At 68.3% G+C, this 19,913-nt stretch carries 19 protein-coding genes and 1 pseudogene; 14 read left to right on the forward strand and 6 right to left on the reverse strand.

Annotation, left to right across the window (positions count from 1 at the left end; all coding sequences use genetic code 11):
* Positions 1-59: 59 nt before the first annotated feature.
* Positions 60-920, forward strand: a complete 861-nt coding sequence (locus Atro_RS15170; protein WP_497923542.1) for an NAD-dependent epimerase/dehydratase family protein — start codon at positions 60-62, stop codon at positions 918-920.
* A gap of 1 nt (position 921) precedes the next feature.
* Here Atro_RS15170 and Atro_RS15175 read toward each other — a convergent pair whose 3' ends face one another.
* Positions 922-1,479, reverse strand: a complete 558-nt coding sequence (locus Atro_RS15175) for a DUF6436 domain-containing protein (protein WP_497923544.1) — start codon at positions 1,477-1,479, stop codon at positions 922-924.
* 101 nt (positions 1,480-1,580) lie between these two features.
* On the opposite strand from Atro_RS15175, the gene bipL reads away from it, so the two are divergent.
* The gene (bipL, locus tag Atro_RS15180) at positions 1,581-2,519 is read left to right on the forward strand and encodes a phospholipase BipL (protein ID WP_497923546.1); all 939 of its coding nucleotides are present in this window, start codon (positions 1,581-1,583) and stop codon (positions 2,517-2,519) included.
* A gap of 1 nt (position 2,520) precedes the next feature.
* Here the strand turns inward: bipL and Atro_RS15185 are convergent, their stop codons facing one another.
* Positions 2,521-3,264 (reverse strand): DUF2059 domain-containing protein, encoded by a 744-nt coding sequence (locus tag Atro_RS15185; RefSeq protein WP_497923548.1) that lies wholly within the window; start codon positions 3,262-3,264, stop codon positions 2,521-2,523.
* Between the two features lie 91 nt (positions 3,265-3,355).
* Between Atro_RS15185 and Atro_RS15190 the strand changes: the two genes are divergently transcribed.
* The 4 genes and pseudogenes from Atro_RS15190 to Atro_RS15205 all read left to right on the forward strand — a co-directional run bounded on the left by Atro_RS15190 (position 3,356) and on the right by Atro_RS15205 (position 6,637).
* Positions 3,356-3,988 (forward strand): 2OG-Fe(II) oxygenase, encoded by a 633-nt coding sequence (locus tag Atro_RS15190; protein WP_497923550.1) that lies wholly within the window; start codon positions 3,356-3,358, stop codon positions 3,986-3,988.
* A 25-nt stretch (positions 3,989-4,013) separates the two neighbouring features.
* Positions 4,014-4,520: a 2-thiouracil desulfurase family protein gene (locus tag Atro_RS15195; protein WP_497923552.1), complete on the forward strand. Its 507-nt coding sequence runs from the start codon at positions 4,014-4,016 to the stop codon at positions 4,518-4,520.
* Positions 4,521-4,642: 122 nt separating this feature from the next.
* A pseudogene (locus Atro_RS15200) lies at positions 4,643-5,699 on the forward strand (AbrB family transcriptional regulator).
* 38 nt (positions 5,700-5,737) lie between these two features.
* Positions 5,738-6,637 carry an AEC family transporter gene (locus Atro_RS15205; protein ID WP_497923553.1) on the forward strand — a complete coding sequence of 300 codons (900 nt, stop codon included), beginning with the start codon at positions 5,738-5,740 and terminating at the stop codon, positions 6,635-6,637.
* 72 nt (positions 6,638-6,709) lie between these two features.
* On the opposite strand, the gene serA is transcribed toward Atro_RS15205, so the two are convergent.
* Positions 6,710-7,939 (reverse strand): phosphoglycerate dehydrogenase, encoded by a 1,230-nt coding sequence (gene serA, locus Atro_RS15210; RefSeq protein WP_497923555.1) that lies wholly within the window; start codon positions 7,937-7,939, stop codon positions 6,710-6,712.
* Between the two features lie 207 nt (positions 7,940-8,146).
* Between serA and Atro_RS15215 the strand changes: the two genes are divergently transcribed.
* The 3 genes from Atro_RS15215 (at position 8,147) to Atro_RS15225 (ending at position 11,391) form a co-directional block, all read left to right on the forward strand.
* Positions 8,147-9,538, forward strand: a complete 1,392-nt coding sequence (locus tag Atro_RS15215; RefSeq protein WP_497923556.1) for a D-2-hydroxyglutarate dehydrogenase — start codon at positions 8,147-8,149, stop codon at positions 9,536-9,538.
* 179 nt (positions 9,539-9,717) lie between these two features.
* Complete coding sequence (locus tag Atro_RS15220; protein ID WP_497923557.1) at positions 9,718-10,383, forward strand: fumarylacetoacetate hydrolase family protein; 666 nt, start codon at positions 9,718-9,720, stop codon at positions 10,381-10,383.
* A 99-nt stretch (positions 10,384-10,482) separates the two neighbouring features.
* Positions 10,483-11,391, forward strand: coding sequence for an SdiA-regulated domain-containing protein (locus Atro_RS15225; RefSeq protein ID WP_497923559.1), 909 nt, complete (start codon positions 10,483-10,485; stop codon positions 11,389-11,391).
* A 27-nt stretch (positions 11,392-11,418) separates the two neighbouring features.
* Here the strand turns inward: Atro_RS15225 and rpiA are convergent, their stop codons facing one another.
* Positions 11,419-12,093, reverse strand: coding sequence for a ribose-5-phosphate isomerase RpiA (rpiA, locus tag Atro_RS15230; protein WP_497923560.1), 675 nt, complete (start codon positions 12,091-12,093; stop codon positions 11,419-11,421).
* Positions 12,094-12,240: 147 nt separating this feature from the next.
* Here rpiA and ilvA point away from each other — a divergent pair, with 147 nt between their 5' ends.
* Together ilvA and Atro_RS15240 are read left to right on the forward strand one after the other, a co-directional pair.
* Positions 12,241-13,755: a threonine ammonia-lyase, biosynthetic gene (gene ilvA / locus Atro_RS15235; protein ID WP_497923562.1), complete on the forward strand. Its 1,515-nt coding sequence runs from the start codon at positions 12,241-12,243 to the stop codon at positions 13,753-13,755.
* Between the two features lie 43 nt (positions 13,756-13,798).
* Positions 13,799-14,323, forward strand: a complete 525-nt coding sequence (locus tag Atro_RS15240) for a DUF2269 family protein (protein ID WP_497923564.1) — start codon at positions 13,799-13,801, stop codon at positions 14,321-14,323.
* 3 nt (positions 14,324-14,326) lie between these two features.
* Here Atro_RS15240 and Atro_RS15245 read toward each other — a convergent pair whose 3' ends face one another.
* Entirely contained in the window at positions 14,327-14,980 is a 654-nt protein-coding gene (locus tag Atro_RS15245) for a histidinol-phosphatase (RefSeq protein ID WP_497923566.1), read from the reverse strand.
* A gap of 164 nt (positions 14,981-15,144) precedes the next feature.
* On the opposite strand from Atro_RS15245, the gene Atro_RS15250 reads away from it, so the two are divergent.
* The 3 genes from Atro_RS15250 to Atro_RS15260 all read left to right on the forward strand — a co-directional run bounded on the left by Atro_RS15250 (position 15,145) and on the right by Atro_RS15260 (position 19,045).
* Complete coding sequence (locus Atro_RS15250) at positions 15,145-15,624, forward strand: RNA pyrophosphohydrolase (RefSeq protein ID WP_131338394.1); 480 nt, start codon at positions 15,145-15,147, stop codon at positions 15,622-15,624.
* 21 nt (positions 15,625-15,645) lie between these two features.
* The gene (gene ptsP, locus Atro_RS15255; RefSeq protein WP_497923567.1) at positions 15,646-17,925 is read left to right on the forward strand and encodes a phosphoenolpyruvate--protein phosphotransferase; all 2,280 of its coding nucleotides are present in this window, start codon (positions 15,646-15,648) and stop codon (positions 17,923-17,925) included.
* Between the two features lie 82 nt (positions 17,926-18,007).
* Entirely contained in the window at positions 18,008-19,045 is a 1,038-nt protein-coding gene (locus Atro_RS15260; protein ID WP_497923569.1) for a GGDEF domain-containing protein, read from the forward strand.
* Between the two features lie 18 nt (positions 19,046-19,063).
* On the opposite strand, the gene Atro_RS15265 is transcribed toward Atro_RS15260, so the two are convergent.
* Complete coding sequence (locus Atro_RS15265) at positions 19,064-19,813, reverse strand: NRDE family protein (RefSeq protein ID WP_497923570.1); 750 nt, start codon at positions 19,811-19,813, stop codon at positions 19,064-19,066.
* Positions 19,814-19,913 lie beyond the last annotated feature (100 nt).

Consider the following 19,913-nt stretch of genomic DNA (forward strand, 5'->3'; position numbering starts at 1 on the left):
ATAGCCTTTGCGTGGCAGAGAACCAACTATGCCTGCGGACGCCGCAGGGGGAGATCCGCATGGAAACCACCACACCCGTACTGCTGATCGCCGGCTGCGGCGACGTCGGCGGCCGCCTCGGCGAGCGGCTGGCCGCCGCCGGTTGGCGCGTGCACGGCCTGCGCCGGCAGGTGGCGGCCCTGCCGCCGTCGATCCTGCCGCTGCACGGCGATCTCGAAAGCGCGCAATGCCCGGCGGACTGGCCGCCGGGGCGGGTCGACTACCTGCTCTACAGCGCCGCGGCCAGCCGTCACGATGAGCCCGGCTACCGATCCGCCTATGTGCAGGGCCTGCGCCATGTGCTGGACTGGCTGGCGCAGCACGGCCAACGGCCGCGGCGGCTGCTGTTCGTCTCCAGTACCGGGGTCTACGGCCAGCAGGACGGCGAGTGGGTCGACGAAAGCTCGCCGACCGAGCCTTCCGGTTTCTCCGGGCGGCTCCTGCTGGAGGCCGAACGCCTGGCCCTGGGCAGCGGCCTGCCGGCCAGCGTGGTGCGTCTGGCCGGCATCTACGGACCCGGCCGCGAGTGGCTGCTCGGCCAGGTGCGCCGCGGCGCGCGTGCCGATCCGGCGCTGCCGCTCTACGGTAACCGCATCCACCGCGACGATGCCGCCGGGCTGCTCGCCTTTCTGCTCGCGGCCGACGCCCGTGGCGTTCCGCTGGCCGACTGCTATCTGGGCGTGGACGATGCGCCGGCGCCGCTGCACGAGGTGGTGGCCTGGCTGCGCGAGCGACTGGGCGTGACCGGCGAGAGTGCGGAGCGCATCGGCCGGCGTGGCGGCAGCAAGCGCTGCAGCAACGCCAGGGCCCGCGCTCTCGGTTGGGCGCCACACTATCCCAGCTACCGCGAGGGCTATGCGGCGCTCTTGGGCGAGCCCTGAGTCAGGGCGCCCGCCAGGCGCAGAAGCAGCCCGCGGCCAGGGTACCTCCAGCACGCACCGGGCGGCCCGCGAGCAGGGCGTCGAGGATCGGTTCGACGAAGCTGTTGGCCGAGGTACAGCTCGCCCCTTCGCTGTAGGGGCCGAAGTAGGCCAGGCGGCCCTGACGGTCCCAGATCGCCAGCGCCGGGCTGGCCGGCAACCCCTCGCTGCCGGGGCGCGCCGCCAGCGGCTGCAGCGCGGCCAGCGCCGGCGGCAGGCCGCCGCGGCTGCCCGGCCGCTGCACGGCATGAAAGGTCACCCCCAGCGGGGCGTAGCGCTCGACCAGTTCGGCCAGATGCTGCTGGGTGCCGACGTTGCAGGGGCAGGCCGGGTCGTGGAAGTGCACCAGGCGGATCGGCCCGGGGCCTTCCAGACCGGGGGGCAGGCGCAGCTCGGCGGCGTCGAACAGCACGGTGCGCTGGTAGCGGTCGCGGTACCAGTCGTAGGCGGCGGCCAGGACGGCGAGGCCGAGAATGCCGAGCAGGAGGGCGAGCAGGGTCTTGCGCTTCGGGAGGGGCATGGCGTAAAGACGGGAAAAGGATGCCCAAGCTTGCCATGCCGCGCCCGCCGCATGAAGGGCGCGGTGGGCCGGGCATCGCCGTCTCTTTGGATGAGCGTGTCATGTCAGAGTCCTTCCACCCCGAACTCCTGCGTTCCCTGCTGCAGCCCCTGGCCACGGCTGGCGACGAGCCGCCGCAGATCCAGGCTTACCGCCGCTACTACGGGCTCGACCTGGGCGAGCATCGACCGGGCGTGCAGGGCCGCCTCGGCTGCTTCAATGTCGGCCCCTACCGGATCGTCGCCCAGGTCTGGTGGCCGGAGCGGCCGCGCGCGACCCTGCTGCTGCTGCACGGCTACTACGATCATATGGGCCTCTACCGGCACGTGCTCGACTGGGCGCTGGGCATGGGCTTCGCCGTGCTTTCCTGCGACCTGCCGGGGCACGGGCTGTCCAGCGGCGCGCCGGCCAGCATCGACGACTTCGCCGAATACCAGGCGGTGTTCCAGGGACTGCTGGCCGAGGCCGCCGCGCTCGATCTGCCCAAGCCCTGGCACCTGTTCGGACAGAGTACCGGCGGTGCGATCCTGCTCGACTACCTGCTGACCGGCGCGCCGCGTCCCGAAGTCGGCGAAACCATTCTCTTCGCGCCGCTGGTGCGGCCGCGCAGCTGGACCCTGTCGAAGCTCAGCTACCGGGCGCTGCGGCCGTTCGTCGCCTCGATCCCGCGGCGTTTCAGCGACAACTCCGGCGATCCGGCCTTCCTCGACTTCATCCAGCGCGATCCGCTGCAGGCGCGCATCCTGCCGACCGCCTGGGTCGGCGCGCTGGCGCGCTGGATTCCGCGGATCGAGGGGGCGGCGCCCAGCGAGCGCAGCCCGCTGATCATCCAGGGCGACGCCGACCTGACCGTCGACTGGCGGCACAACTTGGAGGTCCTGCAGGGCAAGTTCCGCGACCCGCAACTGCTGATGCTGCCGGACGCGCGCCATCACCTGGCCAACGAGCGCGAGGCGCTGCGCGAGCGCTACTTCGCCTTTCTCCGCGAGCGGCTGGAATGACTTATTGCTGTCCGACCGCCAGACCGGCGCGCAGGGCGGCGAGGGCGGCCTGGTAGTAGGCCTGGCCGGCGGGGGACTCGGCGAAGCCGACGAATTCCTCCAGCTCGGGGTCGGTCAGGTCCCGATAGACGTACATCAGGGTGTTGTCGAGATCCTGCTCGATCTCGGTGCGAATGCGCTGGCGCTGGTTGTCGAGCATGCCAAGGGTCTGGTCGCCGCCGCCGAACAGGCCGAAACCGGGCACCATCTGGCTGAGGCTGTCGGCCGCCACCCCGGCCAGCGCCAGGCTGAGCTCGGCGCCGGCCTCGCCGGCTGGGATGGCCTGCGCCAGGTGGCGAATCAGCAGCCGGCGAGTGGCGTCGGCCTGCATGCGCGGCAGGCCGTTGGCGTGCTTGGCCAACTGGTCGCTGCGCGTGGCGGCGACTTCGGCGGCGACGATCTTGCGGCCCAGCGGGCTCTCGAAGAAGGCCAGCGCCGGCCCCGGCTGGGGCAGCCGGGCGCGCAGCGCCGCCAGGGCGCGGCGGTCCATGGCCTGGGCGGCGAAGCGCTGGTTGCTGTTGTTGACCAGGGCTTGGTAGATCGCCGGCGGCAGGTTGGTGCGGTAGCGCTGCTGGGCGGCGGCGAGAGCGGCGTGGAAGTGCTCGCGCTGTTCTGGCCAGCCTCCGCTCCGGTAGAGCTGCAGGTGGTCGTCGGCAAAGCCGGGCAGGCTGAGCAGGGCGAGGACGAGGAAGGCGAGGGCGCGCATGGGAGCTCCGGTCGTTCGTGGCATTATTGTCGACGGCCCTGCGCGCAAAAGTCGAGGGGCCGTGCGCCATGGCGACAGGCTCCCTGCTAGAATGTCGCCCATGCCCATGTCTTCCGATCATCCCCTGCTGCTGCGCATCGTCGACGACCTGGCCGGCCCCGGCTGGTCGCAGCAGAGCATCTTCCTGCCTGCGGAGCTGACCGAAGAGCTGGCGGCGGAGTGTCGCGCGCGGGCCGCTGCCGGCGAGCTGACGCCTGCCGCCATCGGCCGCGGCAGCCAGCAATTGGTGCAGGACGGCGTGCGCGGCGACTACACCGCCTGGCTGGAGCCCGGCCAGTGCGCTCCGGGCGATGCCTGGCTGGCGCTGATGGAATCCCTGCGCCAGACCCTCAACCGCGAGCTGTTCCTCGGTCTGGAAGAGCTCGAATGCCACTTCGCGCTTTATCCGCCGGGTGCCTATTACCAGCGTCATCTCGACCGCTTTCGCGACGACGACAGCCGCACGGTGACCGTGGTGCTCTATCTCAACGAGGAATGGCAGCCCGACGAGGGCGGCGAGCTGCGCCTGTACCTGCCGAACGGGCGGATCCACGACGTGATGCCGCTGGGCGGCAGCCTCGCCTGTTTCATGTCGGCGGACTTCCCGCACGAAGTACTGCCGGCGACCCGCGAGCGGCTGTCGCTGACCGGCTGGTTCCGCCGGCGCGCCGGCAGTCCCCTATAAACGCGACCCGCGCCGGAGCCCGGCCATGCAGAAGATCCTGGTCAGCTGCTGTCTGCTCGGCGAACGGGTTCGCTACGACGGCGGCACTCACGGCCCCTTCGCCCTGCTCGAGGCGTGGCGGCGCCAGGGGCGTCTGGTGGCGATCTGCCCGGAGGTCGCCGGCGGCCTGTCGACGCCCCGTCCCCCGGCGGAGATTCCCGGCGGGCAGGGTGGCCGGGTGCTGGATGGCGAGTGCAGCGTGCTGACCGTCGAAGGCGCCGATGTCGGCGCGGCCTTCGTCGCTGGAGCCCGCGCTGCCCTGCAGCTGGTCGAGGCCCACGGCATCCGCCTCGCCGTGCTCAAGGCGCGCAGCCCGTCTTGCGGCAATCGCGAGAACTACGATGGCAGCTTCAGCGGCCGGCGGGTCTTCGGCGAGGGCGTCACCGCCGCACTGCTCAAGCGCCGTGGGGTGCTGGTGTTCAGCGAGGAGGAGCTTTCGGAGGCGGCCGCTGCCCTGGCGGTGCTGGAGGCAGCGGGCGGCGGCGCGGCCTGACCATTGGTTGCCACCAATGGCTACCCTGAGTCGGATAGACCTGATCAATTGTGCGGTCAATAATTCTCCCGGTCGTACATTTTCGTACGGATGACACTCATCCTCGCCGTGGAGAAACCGCGTTGTCGCAGTCGCCGCGCTTTCCGCTTCGCACCTGGCCCGCTGCGCTGCAGTGGCTGGCCCTGCTGACCGCTGCCGGGGCCTGCGGCTGGCTGCTCGGTTACCTGGGCCTGCCGGCCGCCTGGTTCCTCGGCCCCATGCTGGTGGCCGTGGCCTTCGGCGTCGGCGGCGCGACCATCCACATGCCCAAACCGGCCTTCAAGCTGGGCCAGGGCTGCGTCGGCATCCTGGTTGCCCAGTCCATGACCCTGTCGGTGCTGCTGACCTTGGCGCAGTCCTGGCTCGTGATGCTGCTGGCGACGGTGCTGACCCTGGGTCTGAGCCTGCTGGTGAGTCTGGGGCTGGTCTGGTTCGGCGGCATTCCCGGCAGTACCGCGGCCTGGGGGATGGCGCCGGGCGCGGCGTCGGCGATGGTCGCGATGGCCGAGGAGGACGGCGCCGACGGCCGCGTGGTGGCGACCATGCAGTACGTGCGGGTGGTCTGCGTGGTGCTGATCGGGGCGCTGGTCGGGCATCTGACCGGCATGGAGGGCGCCGGAGCGGCGGTGCTGCCGTCGGTGGGCGGGCCAGTGAACCTGGGGTCGAGTCTGGCGCTGATCCCGCTCGGCGTGCTGGCTGGCGCGCGCCTGCCGGCCGGTGCGCTGCTCTTGCCGCTGCTGGTCGGGGCTGCCCTGCAGGTGGGCGGCGTGCTGCACCTGGGGCTGCCGGACTGGTTGCCGCCTCTGGCCTATGGGGCGATCGGCTGCTATATCGGGTTGCGTTTCGATCCCGCGACGCTCAGCCATGTCTGGCGCCGTCTGCCGGCGATGATCGTCGGCGCGGTGGCGCTGATCGTGCTCTGCGCGCTGTCGGCCTGGCTGATCGCGCTGCTGCTCGGCAAGGACTTCCTGTCGGTCTATCTGGCGACTACCCCGGTGGGTTGGATGCCATGGCGATCATCGCCGTGGACACCCGTTCGGATGCCGGTCTGGTGCTGGCCATGCAGACGCTCCGGCTGTGCGGGGTGATTCTCACGGGGCCTTCTTCGCCCGGCAGATCATGCGTCTGGCGCAGCGTTGACGCCCCGCCATCCTCCCCTTTGACGGAGTTCTCCAGTCGTGACCGTCTTGCAGGCCATTCTGCCGATCTTCGCCCTGATCGTGCTGGGCTACGTCCTGGGTCGCCGCCAGTGGCTGAGCCACCAGGCCGCCCGGGAACTGGGCAACCTGACCTTCAAGCTGTTCATGCCGATGCTGCTGTTCAGCGGCATCGCCAAGGCCTCGCTGGAGGAGGGCTTTTCCCCCGCCCTGCTGCTGGCCTACTTCGTGCCGGCCCTGGGCATCTTCGCCGCGGTGAATTGGATCGGCCACCGTCTGCGCGGGCGGCCCACGCCGTTCGGCCTGACCGCCGGCTTCTCCAACAACGTGCTGGTGGGCATTCCGCTGGTCGCCAGCCTGTTCGGCAACTCCGGACTGGTTTACGTGTTCGCGGTGCTGGCCTTCCACAGCCTGCTGCTGTTTTCCTTCCAGAGCCTGTATGGCGCGCTGGCTGCCAGGGAGGCCGTGAATGTCCGTTCCCTGCTGCTGAACCTGGCCAATCCGATGATCGTCGGGCTGCTGCTGGGCGTGCTGCTGAATCTCTCCGGCCTGCAGCTGCCGGCGCCCCTCGAGCGCCTGACCCAGTGGCTGGGCCAGGCGGCGCTGCCCTGCGCGCTGATCGTGCTCGGGGTCAACCTCTCGAATTACCGCCTGCTTCCCAGCCGCGAGGCGCTCGGCATCGTCTTCGCCAAGCTGCTGGTGTTCCCGTTGGCGGTGCTCGCCCTGTGCGCCGCGCTCGGGTTGGGGCCGCTGGCCAGTTCGGTGCTGACCGCCATGGCCGCCTGCCCCAGCGGGGTGAACGTGTTCGGCTTCGTTCGCCATCCGGAGGACAGCGGGGTGGTCAGCTCGGCGATCACCCTGTCGACCCTGCTGGCGGTGCTGACCCTGCCGCTGTGGGTGTTTCTCAGCGCGCAGCTGTAGGGTCTGAAAACGACGAGGCCCGTACCGGATGGCACGAGCTTCGTCGTCAGGGGGCTGGTGGGCGCCGGCCGATCAGAACAGCACGCGGCTGCGGATGGTGCCGTTGACCTGCTGGAGCTTCTCCAGAGCCATTTCCGAGTACTCGGCGTCGACATCGATCACCACGTAGCCGACCTTTTCGTTGGTCTGCAGGAACTGGCCGGAGATGTTGATGCCGTTCTCGGCGAAGACCTTGTTGATCTCGCTCATCACGCCGGGGATGTTCTTGTGGATGTGCAGCAGACGGTGCTTGCCCGGGTGGGAGGGCAGGGCCACCTCCGGGAAGTTGACCGAGGACACCGAGGTGCCGTTGTCGCTGTACTTGACCAGCTTTTCGGCCACTTCCGAACCGATGTTGGCCTGGGCCTCCATGGTCGAGCCGCCGACGTGCGGGGTGAGGATGACGTTGTCCAGGCCGCGCAGCGGGCTGACGAATTCGTCGTTGTTGGAGCGCGGCTCCACCGGGAACACGTCGATGGCTGCGCCGTTCAGGTGCTTGTCCTTGATGGCCGCGGCCAGGGCGTCGATGTCCACCACGGTGCCGCGGGCGGCGTTGAGCAGGATGGCGCCCTTCTTCATGGCGCGGATTTCCTTCTCGCCGATCATCCACTTGGTCGCGGCGGTTTCCGGCACGTGCAGGGTGACGATGTCGGCCTGGCCGAGCAGGTCGTAGAGGTTGCCGACCTGGGTGGCGTTGCCCAGCGGCAGCTTGGTCACCACGTCGTAGAACAGCACCTGCATGCCCAGGCTCTCGGCCAGCACCGAAAGCTGGGTGCCGATCGAGCCGTAGCCGACGATGCCGAGCTTCTTGCCGCGGATCTCGTAGGAGTTGCTGGCGCTCTTCAGCCAGCCGCCGCGGTGGCAGACCGCGTTCTTCTCGGGAATGCCGCGCAGCAGCAGGATCGCCTCGGCGAGCACCAGCTCGGCCACCGAGCGGGTGTTGGAGAAGGGCGCGTTGAATACCGCGATGCCGCGCTCGCGGGCGGCCTCCAGGTCGACCTGATTGGTGCCGATGCAGAAGCAGCCGACCGCGACCAGCTTCTTCGCGCAGTCGAAGACCTCCTCGGTCAGCTGGGTGCGCGAGCGGATGCCGATGAAGTGGGCGTCGGCGATCTTCTCCTTCAACTGCTCCTCGGGCAGCGAGCCGGTCAGGTACTCGATGTTGGTGTAGCCGGCAGCCTTGAGCGTATCCAGTGCAGTCTGGTGAACGCCTTCCAGCAGGAGGAAGCGGATCTTGCTCTTGTCGAGAGAGGTCTTGCTCATCTACGTAAACCTGTTTTCCTGGAGGTAGGTGGCGATGTAGGCGGGCAGCGTCGGTAGTGCTGCCCGGAAAGGGCTACAGCCGGCCCGGAAATCGGCGGGAGGCACGACTCACGGGGCGGCTATGCTAGCATATCGGGCTTGCCAAACCGCCATTCCTGGTACTTGAAGGGTACTCAGGACGGCCATGAATCCTTTGAGAGTTGTCCCATGACCAATCCTGCCCTGATAGACGAGTTGAAGACCCTGGTGGAGCCCGGCAAGGTGCTCACCGACGCCGATTCCCTCAACGCCTACGGCAAGGACTGGACCAAGCATTTCGCCCCCGCCCCGCTGGCCATCGCGTTCCCGAAGAGCATAGAGCAGGTCCAGGCCATCGTCCGCTGGGCCAACGAGCGCAAGGTCGCGCTGGTGCCTTCGGGCGGACGCACCGGGCTGTCCGCCGCCGCCGTCGCCGCCCATGGCGAGGTGGTGGTGGCCTTCGACTACATGAACCGCATCCTGCAGTTCAACGAGATCGACCGCACCGTGGTCTGCGAGCCGGGCGTGGTGACCAAGCAGCTGCAGGATTTCGCCGCGGACAAGGGTCTCTACTATCCGGTCGACTTCGCCTCGGCCGGTTCCAGCCAGATCGGCGGCAACATCGGCACCAATGCCGGCGGGATCAAGGTGATCCGCTACGGCATGACCCGCAACTGGGTGGCCGGCCTCAAGGTGGTCACCGGCAAGGGCGATCTGCTCGAGCTGAACAAGGACCTGGTCAAGAACGCCACCGGCTACGACCTGCGCCAGCTGTTCATCGGCGCCGAGGGCACCCTGGGCTTCGTCGTCGAGGCCACTATGCGCCTCGATCGCGCGCCGACCAACCTCACCGCCATGGTCCTCGGCACGCCCGACCTCGACGCCATCATGCCGGTGCTGCACGCCTTCCAGGACAAGATGGACCTGACCGCCTTCGAGTTCTTCTCCGACAAGGCGCTGGCCAAGGTGCTGGCCCGCGGCGACGTGCCGGCGCCGTTCGAGACCGACTGCCCCTTCTATGCGCTGCTGGAGTTCGAGGCCAGCACCGACGAGCGCGCCGATCAGGCACTGGCCACCTTCGAGCACTGCGTCGAGCAGGGCTGGGTGCTGGACGGGGTGATGAGCCAGAGCGAGCAGCAACTGCAGAACCTCTGGAAGCTGCGCGAGTACATCTCCGAGACCATCTCCCACTGGACCCCGTACAAGAACGACGTCTCGGTCACCATCGGCAAGGTGCCGGCCTTCCTCAAGGAAATCGACGCGATCGTCGGCGAACATTATCCGGATTTCGAGATCGTCTGGTTCGGCCACATCGGCGACGGCAACCTGCACCTGAACATCTTGAAGCCCGATGCCATGGACAAGGACGAGTTCTTCGCCAAGTGCGCCACGGTGAACAAGTGGGTGTTCGAGATCGTGCAGAAGTACGCCGGCTCGATCTCCGCCGAGCACGGCGTGGGCATGACCAAGCGCGACTACCTGGGCTACAGCCGCTCGGAGGCCGAGATCGCCTACATGAAGGCGGTCAAGGCGGTGTTCGACCCGAACGGCATCATGAACCCCGGCAAGATCTTCGCCTGACGTCCCGCTGTCCCGGACGCAGGCCCGCGTGGCCTGCGTTCCCGTCCTTTCCCGCTCCGGGGACCCACGCCCCGTGCCTGTGGCCGGCGCCTGCGCCCGAAAAGGCCTTCGACGCCGCGCGGATTTGCCGTAGAGTCGCCGTCATGGATTCCAGGCCATAAAGACACAAGGAGCCTTGCATGAGTTACCAGCACCAATACCTCGACGGTACGCGCATCCACTACCCGCTGGGCAAGGTGGTCTGCGTCGGCCGCAACTACGCCGAACACGCCCGGGAGCTGAACAACCCGGTGCCCAGCGAGCCGCTGCTGTTCATCAAGCCCGGCAGCTGTACCGTGCCGCTGGAAGGCGGCTTCGCCATCCCGCAAGACCGCGGCGCGGTGCACTACGAAGCGGAGATCGCCGTGCTGATCGGCAAGCCGCTGTCGCACCGGCCGAGCGCCGAGGAGGTGCGCGACGCCATCTCCGGCTTCGCCCCGGCCCTCGACCTGACCCTGCGCGACGTGCAGGCCAGGCTCAAGGAAAAGGGCCTGCCCTGGGAACTGGCCAAGGCCTTCGACGGCGCCTACGTGCTGGCGCCCTTCGTCTCCGGCGATGCCATCGAGGATCTGGCCGACATCGGCATCCGCCTGACCATCAACGACGAAGTGCGTCAGGACGGCAACAGCCGCGACATGCTCAACCCCATCGTCGCGCTGATCCAGCACATCGCCGGGCATTTCAGCCTGCAGCCGGGCGATGTGGTGTCCACCGGCACGCCGGCCGGCGTCGGCCCCTTGCAGAGCGGCGACCGCCTGGTGCTGGAGCTGAGCGGCCTGTCCCGCTTCGAAGGCCGGGTGCTCTGAAATCGCCGGCCGGACACGCCCCGTGTCCGGCCGTTTTCATCTTCAAGCAAGCTGGTTCTGGCACGCTTCCGGGCTGCCTTGTCCTGCGGAAGCCAATCCATGCCTCTTCCCTTTGCCCGCGCGCGCCATCGGCGCCTGCTGCTCTATATCGCCCTGGCGCTGTTCGTCCTGGTCGTGCTGCTGATCGGCCGCGCCTGGCACTGGCCCGACCTGCTGCGGCTGTCCTGGCAGGAATCCCGGCAGAGCCCGCAGGCGCGCGCCGCCGCCATCTGGCTGCCCGACTATCGGCTGGCGCTGGAAACCAGCCTGCACGGTCTGGAGAAGGACGAAACCTCCGGCCTGACCTGGAATCCGCAGACCGGCACCCTGTTCACCGTCACCGGCAAGCATCCCCATCTGGCGGAGATCAGCCCCGACGGCGTGGTCCTGCGGCGCATCCGCCTCACCGGCTTCGGCGATCCCGAGGGTGTGGAGGCGCTCGGCGACGGGCGTCTGGCCATCGTCGACGAGCGCCGCCGCGTGCTGGCGCTGTTCCGTCTGCCGGCGGACGCGCACAGCTTCGATCTGCAGGATGCGCAGCGCCACGACCTCGGCTTCGCCGAGGCCGGGAACAAGGGCTTCGAAGGGCTGGGCTGGGATGCGCGGACCAGCCGTCTGCTACTGGCCCGCGAACGCCCGCCGACGCTGTTCGGCCTGACGGTCGGCGAGGGCGGGACGGTCGGCGATCTGCAGCCGCTGCCCAGCGAGGAGCTGCCGGTGCGCGACCTGTCTTCGGTGAGCGTCGACCCGCGCAGCGGGCATTTCCTCCTGCTGTCCGACGAGTCGCGGCTGCTGGTGGAGTTCGACCGTCAGGGGCGGCCGTTCAGCTTCATCACCCTGCTCGGCGGCTTCAACGGTCTGCACCGCGGCATCCGTCAGGCCGAGGGGGTGGCGATGGATGCCGAGGGCAATCTTTACGTGCTGGGCGAACCGAACCACTTTTACGTGTTTCGCAAGGCGCATCCCTGAGTCCGGGCAGGCCCCGGTTCCACCGGGTCACGGGCGTTCGAGGCGCTCCACCCCGTTGGCGGTGCCGAGCAGCAGCAGGTCGGCCGGGCGCGCAGCGAACAGGCCGTTGCAGACCACCCCGACGATGTTGTTGATGTCGGTCTCCAGTTGCCGGGGATTGGTGATCTGCAGGTTGTACACATCGAGGAGCACGTTGCCGTTGTCGGTCACCACACCCTCGCGGTAGACCGGGTCGCCACCGAGCTTGACCAGCTCGCGGGCGACATGGCTGCGGGCCATGGGAATCACCTCCACCGGCAGCGGGAAGGCGCCGAGAAAATCGACCCGCTTGCTCTCGTCGGCGATGCAGATGAAGGTCTTGGCCACCGCGGCGACGATCTTCTCGCGAGTCAGCGCGGCGCCGCCGCCCTTGATCAGCTCCAGGTACTTGTTGCACTCGTCGGCACCGTCCACGTAGAACTCCAGCTCGACGACGCTGTTCAGGTCGTACACCGGAATGCCGTGGCCTTTCAGGCGCGCAGCGGTGGCTTCGGAACTGGCCACGGCGCCGTCGAAGGCCATCCGGTGGCGGGCCAGCAGGTCGATGAAGAAGTTGGCGGTGGAGCCGGTGCCGACCCCGACGACGCTTTTCTCGCTGAGCTTCGGAAGGATGTGGTCGAGGGCGGCCTGGGCCACGGCCTGCTTGAGCTGGTCCTGGGTCATGCTGAGGTCTTCGTCGGATGGGAAAGATGCGGCGATTATAGCCGCGTCCGTCCCGACCTGGCGCCCGCCGGCGCAGCGGTGGGTGGTCGGCCGGGATGCCGGCGGGGTAGACTGGCCCATTCCTTTCCTGCTTCCCGATGTCCGCCGATGCTCGAACAGTACGTCAAGAAGATCCTCACCTCGCGCGTCTACGACGTCGCCGTGGAGACCCCCCTGCAGCCCGCCCGCCAGCTCTCCGAGCGTCTCGGCAACCAGGTTCTGCTCAAGCGCGAAGACCTGCAGCCGGTGTTCTCCTTCAAGATTCGCGGTGCCTACAACAAGGTGGCCCAGCTGAGCGAGGCGGAGCTGGCGCGCGGCGTGGTCACCGCCTCGGCCGGCAACCATGCCCAGGGCGTGGCCCTGGCGGCCAAGCACCTGGGCATCAAGGCGGTCATCGTGATGCCGCGGACCACCCCGGAGATCAAGGTCCAGGCGGTACGCGCCCGCGGCGCCAAGGTGGTGCTGCACGGCGATGCCTTCCCCGAGGCGCTGGCCTATTCGTTGAAGCTGGTCGAAGAGAAGGGCTACGTCTATATCCACCCCTACGACGATCCCGACGTGATCGCCGGGCAGGGTACCGTGGCCATGGAAATCCTCCGCCAGCAGCCGGGCCGGCTGGATGCCGTCTTCGTGCCGGTCGGCGGTGGCGGGCTGGTGGCGGGCATCGCCGCCTACGTGAAGTACCTGCGCCCCGAGGTCAAGGTGATCGGCGTCGAGCCGGCGGACTCCAACTGCCTGCAGGCGGCGCTGGCCGCCGGCGAGCGGGTGGTGCTGCCGCAGGTCGGGCTGTTCGCCGACGGCGTGGCGGTGGCGCAGATCGGCGCCCACACCTTCGACATCTGTCGGCACCACGTCGACGAGGTGGTCACCGTCAGCACCGACGAGATCTGCGCGGCGATCAAGGACATCTACGACGACACCCGCTCGATCACCGAGCCGGCCGGCGCCCTGGCGGTGGCCGGGATCAAGCGCTACGTCGAGCGCGAGGGGGCGAGCGGGCAGACCCTGGTGGCCATCGACTCGGGCGCCAACATCAACTTCGACCGCCTGCGCCACGTCGCCGAACGCGCCGAATTGGGCGAGAAGCGCGAGGCGATCATTGCCGTGACCATTCCCGAGCAGCCGGGCAGCTTCAAGGCGTTCTGCCAGGCGATCGGCAAGCGGCAGATCACCGAGTTCAACTATCGCTACAACCGCCCGGACCACGCGCACATCTTCGTCGGCGTGCAGACCCATCCGGAGAACGACCCGCGCGAGCAACTGGTGGCCAGCCTGCGCGAGCAGGGCTTTCCGGTGCTCGACCTGACCAACGACGAGCTGGCCAAGCTGCACATCCGCCACATGGTCGGCGGCCATGCGGCCAATGTCAGCGACGAGGTGGTGCTGCGCTTCGAGTTCCCCGAGCGGCCCGGCGCGCTGTTCAACTTCCTCAGCAAGCTCGGCGGGCGCTGGAACATCTCGATGTTCCACTACCGCAACCACGGCGCCGCCGACGGCCGCGTGGTCGCCGGCCTGCAGGTGCCGGCGGGGGAGCGTCACCTGCTGCCGGCGGCCCTCGACGCCATCGGCTATCCGTACTGGGACGAGACCGGCAACCCGGCCTACCGGCTGTTCCTCGGCTGAGCCACGAACGCCATCCGTTTGACCTCACAAGGACGTGCAAGCAATGGAATACTTCGCGCTTCTCAAGATGCTCCACGGCGTGGCCGGTGTGCTGCTGTTCGTGGCTTTCTTCGCGCTCGCCGGGCTCTGCTGGCGCTCACGTACCCGCACGGTAGCGTCACCGGAGGCGGGCGGCGAAACCGAGATGGATGCGGTGTTGGCGCCGGTGGCGCAGGGACTGGTAGCGACGGACCTGGAGCCGGCGCAGGAAGCTTCGGAGGAGGCGGCAGTGGAGGCCCCGCCGCGCCCCTCGCCCTGGCCCGCGCTGTGCGCCGTCCTGCTGCTGCTCTGTCTGGTCGGTCTGCCGGTCAGCGGCTGGTGGCTGGCGCACCTGGCCGCTCGGCCGCTGGGGCAGCTCTGGCTGCTCGGCAGCTCGCTGCTTTTTTTGCCGGGCTCGCTGTGCGGACTGTGGCTAGCATCGAGAGTCGCGGGTCGCAAGCCGGGCGTGTGGCTCGGCCTGGGGCTGGCGGTGGTCGGGCTGTTGTGCTTCGCCGCCAGCCTCGGGCTGATGATGGTCAAGCCCGTCTGAGGCTCAGCGCAGCGAGATCACCGGCCAGCCGCGCCGCTCAGCTTCTTCGCGCAGGGTCGGATCGGGGTCGACCGCCACCGGGTGACAGACCCGCTCGAGCAGCGGCAGGTCGTTGTGCGAGTCGCTGTAGAAGTGGCTGCCCTCCAGCGAATGGCCGGTTTCCGCCAGCCAGCGGTTCAGGCGCTCGACCTTGCCTTCCTTGAAGCAGGGCACGTCGGTGGTGCGGCCGGTATAGCGGCCGCCGGCCATTTCGCACTCGGTGGCGAGCAGGGTGTCGACGCCGAGGCGTGCGGCGATGGGGCCGGTGACGAAGCGGTTGGTGGCGGTGATGATCGCCAGCTTGTCGCCCTGGCTGCGGTGCCGCTCGATGAGTTCCCGGCCCTTGGCGAGGATGATCGGCTCGATGCACTCGTGCATGAACGCCCGGTGCCACTCGTCGAGCACGGCCATCTCGGTGCGGCCGAGGATCTCCAGGCTGAAGTTCAGGTAGTCGACGATGTTCAGCCGGCCGGCCAGGTAGTCCTGGTAGAAGGCGTCGTTGCGCGCCTTGTAGGCCTCGCCGTCGAGGATGCCGCGCTCGCAGAGCCAGTCGCCCCAGGCATGGTCGCTGTCGCCGGCCAGCAGGGTGTTGTCGAGATCGAATAGAGCCAGACGCACGCTAGAACCTCGGTAGGAAAAGGGGAGTCGAAGTGCGGCGAAGCATAACGGTTCTGTGCCGAAAGCTGGAGGGGCGTAGGTACTCCACCCCTTGTCCTGCCTGCTTCTGGCGCGCCCCTTTTTGTGGAACAATGCGGACACATGCGTTCGCAAGGTTCATTGCCGTGATCGACCCCGATGGATTTCGTCCCAATGTCGGCATCATCCTGACCAATGACATCGGCCAGGTGCTCTGGGCACGGCGGATCAACCAGGATGCCTGGCAATTTCCCCAGGGCGGCATCGACGCTCGGGAGTCGCCGGAAGAGGCGCTGTTCCGCGAGCTCAACGAGGAAGTCGGCCTGGAACAGCAGGATGTGCAGATCCTCGCCTGCACCCGTGGCTGGTTGCGCTATCGTCTGCCACAGCGCCTGGTGCGTTCGCACAGCCAGCCGCTGTGCATCGGCCAGAAGCAGAAGTGGTTTCTCCTGCGCCTACTTTCCGACGAGCAGCGGGTACGCATGGATCTGACCGGCAAGCCGGAGTTCGACGGTTGGCGCTGGGTCAGCTACTGGTACCCGCTGGGCCAGGTGGTCGCCTTCAAACGCGAGGTCTACCGGCGCGCGCTGAAAGAACTCGCCCCGCGCCTGCTGGCACGGGACTGATCAACGGAGCCAACGCGAGCCATGCTCAACACGCTGCGCAAGATCGTCCAGGAAGTGAATGCCGCCAAGGATCTCAAGACGGCACTGGGCATCATCGTGCGCCGCGTCAAGGAGACCATGGGCAGCCAGGTCTGCTCGGTCTACCTGCTCGATCCGGAAACCAACCGCTTCGTGCTGATGGCCACCGACGGGCTCAACAAGCGCTCCATCGGCAAGGTCAGCATGGCCTCCAACGAGGGCCTGGTCGGCCTGGTCGGCACCCGCGAGGAACCGCTCAACCTGGAGAACGCCGCCGCCCACCCGCGCTACCGCTACTTCGCCGAGACCGGCGAGGAGCGCTACGCCTCCTTCCTCGGTGCGCCGATCATCCACCACCGGCGGGTGATGGGCGTGCTGGTCATCCAGCAGAAGGAGCGTCGCGAATTCGACGAGGGCGAGGAAGCCTTCCTGGTGACCATGAGCGCGCAGCTCGCCGGGGTCATCGCCCATGCCGAGGCCACCGGCTCGATCCGCGGCCTCGGCCGGCAGGGCAAGGGCATCCAGGAGGCGCGCTTCGTCGGCGTCCCGGCGGCGCCGGGCGTCGCCGTCGGCAAGGCCGTGGTGGTGCTGCCGCCGGCCGACCTGGACGTGGTGCCGGACAAGCCGGCCGAGGACGTCAAGGCCGAGCTGGAGCTGTTCAACAGCGCCCTGGAGGCGGTGCGCACCGACATCCGCACGCTGTCGGCCAAGCTCGCCACCCAGTTGCGCCCCGAGGAGCGCGCGCTGTTCGACGTCTACCTGATGATGCTCGACGACGCCTCCCTGGGCAGCGAAGTGCAGCGGGTGATCAAGACCGGCCAGTGGGCCCAAGGCTCGCTGCGCCAGGTGGTCAACGAGCACGTCAAGCGCTTCGAGCTGATGGACGACGCCTACCTGCGCGAGCGCGCCTCCGACGTCAAGGACCTCGGCCGGCGTCTGCTCGCCTACCTGCAGCAGGCCCGCCAGCAGACCATGGTCTACTCGGACAACACCATCCTGGTCAGCGAGGAGCTGAGCCCGGCGATGCTCGGCGAGCTGCCCGAGGGCAAGCTGGTCGGCCTGGTCTCGGTGCAGGGCTCGGGCAACTCCCATGTGGCGATCCTCGCCCGGGCCATGGGCATTCCCACGGTGATGGGGGCGGTCGATCTGCCCTATTCGAAGATGGACGGCATCGACCTGATCGTCGACGGCTACCACGGCGAGGTCTACACCAACCCCAGCGAGATGCTGCGCCAGCAATTCGCCGAGCTGGTCGAGGAGGAGCGCCAACTGACCCAGGGCCTCGATGCCCTGCGCGAGCTGCCCTGCGAGACCCTCGACGGCTACCGCCTGCCGCTGTGGGTCAACACCGGCCTGCTCGCCGACGTCGCCCGCGCCCAGGAGCGCGGCGCCGAAGGGGTGGGGCTGTACCGCACCGAAGTGCCGTTCATGAACAACGAGCGCTTCCCCAGCGAGAAGGAACAGCTGGCGATCTACCGCGACCAGCTGTCTGCCTTCCATCCGCTGCCGGTGACCATGCGCACCCTGGACATCGGCGGCGACAAGGCGCTGTCCTACTTCCCGATCAAGGAAAGCAACCCCTTTCTCGGCTGGCGTGGCATCCGTGTCACCCTCGACCACCCGGAAATCTTCCTGGTCCAGGTCCGCGCCATGCTCAAGGCCAGCGAGGGCTTGAACAACCTGCGCATCCTGCTGCCGATGATCTCCTCGATCCACGAACTCGACGAGGCGCTGCATCTGATCCATCGCGCCTGGGGTGAGGTTCGCGACGAGGGCACCGATGTGCCCATGCCGCCGATCGGGGTGATGGTGGAGATTCCCGCGGCGGTCTACCAGACCCGCGAGCTGGCGCGTCTGGTGGATTTCCTCTCGGTCGGCTCCAACGACCTGACCCAGTACCTGCTGGCGGTGGACCGCAACAACCCGCGGGTCGCCGATCTCTACGACTACCTGCACCCGGCCGTGCTGCAGGCGCTCCACAAGGTGGTGCAGGACGCCCATACCGAAGGCAAGCCGGTGAGCATCTGCGGCGAGATGGCCGGCGATCCCTCGGCGGCGGTGCTGCTGCTGGCGATGGGTTTCGACAGCCTGTCGATGAACGCCACCAACCTGCCCAAGGTCAAGTGGTTGCTGCGCCAGATCACCATGGGCAAGGCTCGCGAACTGCTCGGCCAATTGCTGGCCATGGATAACCCGCAGGTCATCCACAGCACGTTGCAGCTGACCCTGCGCAGCCTCGGCCTCGGTCGGGTGATCAATCCGGTGGCCTCGCTGCAAGGATAAGCGGCAGGCCGGTACGCTTCCCGGTGTCATGCCCGGTCGGGAAGCTTGCGGCGGCGGAGCCGATCCGACGCCAGCGATGCTCATGGAGGAGCTCGAAATTACCGACAACATCCCTCATGATTTGTCCCCCGAGACCATCGCGCGGACCCTGCGTTTCGCGCTGGAGATCGTCAGCGACGGAATCTGGGACTGGGACATCCGTACCGGTCACGTCAAGCGCAGTCCGGGCTGGTATTCCATGCTCGGCTATGCCGTGGACAGCCTGTCGGAGAACGTCGCGACCTGGCACGAGGTAATCCATCCCGACGACTTCGAGCGGGTCATGCGCGGTTTCCAGGCCTATCTGGACGGGACGCAGCCGGTCTACGCCGAGGAGTACCGCTGCCGTTGCCGCAATGGCGACTACCTGTGGATAAGCGATCACGGCCGTTTCGTCGAGTTCGACGAGGAGGGGCGGGCGACCCGGATGATCGGCGCACACCGCAACATCCACGAACGCAAGCTGGCCGAACTGGCCCTGCAGCAGAAGAACCAGGAGCTCCTGGAGCTCAACCGTACCCTCGAAGACCTGGTGGCGGCGCGTACCGAGGCCCTGCAGCAGGCCAACCGGGCCCTGGCCGAGCAGGCTGCGCTGGCTCTGCGCCTCAGCGAGATCGATCCGCTCACCCAGGTCGCCAACCGCCGCTGCTTCGAACGGCAGGTGCAGGCCGAATGGCACCGCCTGCAGCGGCATGGCCATCCCTGCGCGTTGCTGATGTTCGACCTCGACCATTTCAAGCGCATCAACGACAGCCTTGGCCATCCGGCCGGGGACCGGGTGCTGGTCGCGGTGGCGGAGATGGTGCGCCAAGACCTGCGGGACGTGGACTGCTTCGCCCGCTGGGGCGGCGAGGAGTTCGTCGTGCTGCTGCCGGACACCGATGTCGATGCGGCGCTGGCGCTGGCGGAGCGCCTGCGCCTGAACCTGCGGCGGATCGATGCCGCGTTGCCGCTGCAGCTCACCGCCAGCTTCGCCGTGGGGAAGATGTGTCCGAACGAGGAGCCGATCGCGCTGATCCGCCGTCTGGACGCTGCGCTGTACCTGGCCAAGCAGCAGCGCGATTGCATCGTGGTCTGCTAGCAGCCTGAGCCGCACGGCTCACGGGAGATCGAGTTTCACCTCGGCGAGGCGGACGCCGTAGGGGCCATAGCGGCGCTCGACCAGTTGCCGCGAGCCGTCCGCGCAGGCGATCAGCGCAGTGCTCGAGCAGGTGCCGTAGTCCGCACTGGCGATAAACACGCTGGACAGCAGGCGTTCCCTGACCAGGCCGACGCCGGTGTCCGGCAGCTCCGCGTCCGCCGCCGGCCGGCGGTCCTGCACCGCTGCCAGCAGACAATCCGCTCGCGGCGTTTCCAGGCATTCGGCGAGGGCTGCCTTGGCGCGGCGCAGCTTCGGCCAGGGGCTGTCCAGGGCGGCGTTGGAGAGGCCGTAGAGGCCCGCCGGCAGACGCCGCGGCGCCGTCTCGCGGGCGTGGTAGTACCAGAGCTCCTCGGCCGTGCCGGCCAGCAGGTTGAAGCCGGTATAGTCCCGCGCCCGTTCCGCCACCTGCTCCAGATAGGCTTCGGGCGACAGCTCGCCGAGCAGAAAGCCCACCGGCAGTTCGCCGCGGCTGCGCCGGCCGAGCGGCTGGGACGGATCGCGGATGTTGGTCACGGCGGCGATGCGCCCGCCGGGGCCGACGCCCAGCCAGGTGCCGCCGGCCTCCAGATCGCGCCCGGCATGCACGCCCGGCGCTTCTGGCCAGGCGGCCAGGGGCAGGCTGGGGCGGGCGTAGAACTCGTCACGGTTGGCCGCCAGCACCAGCGGCGTGGCATGGCCGGGGCGCCAGGCGAGAACGATCAGGCACATGGACTTTCCTGCCGGTGGTCATGGAGAGAGGCTATCGGCGATGCGGGGGCGGGGCAAGGGCCGCAAACCTCCCTCGCCGCTCGCCCAATTCCGGTACCAT

The organism is Azotobacter tropicalis, from assembly GCF_059739045.1.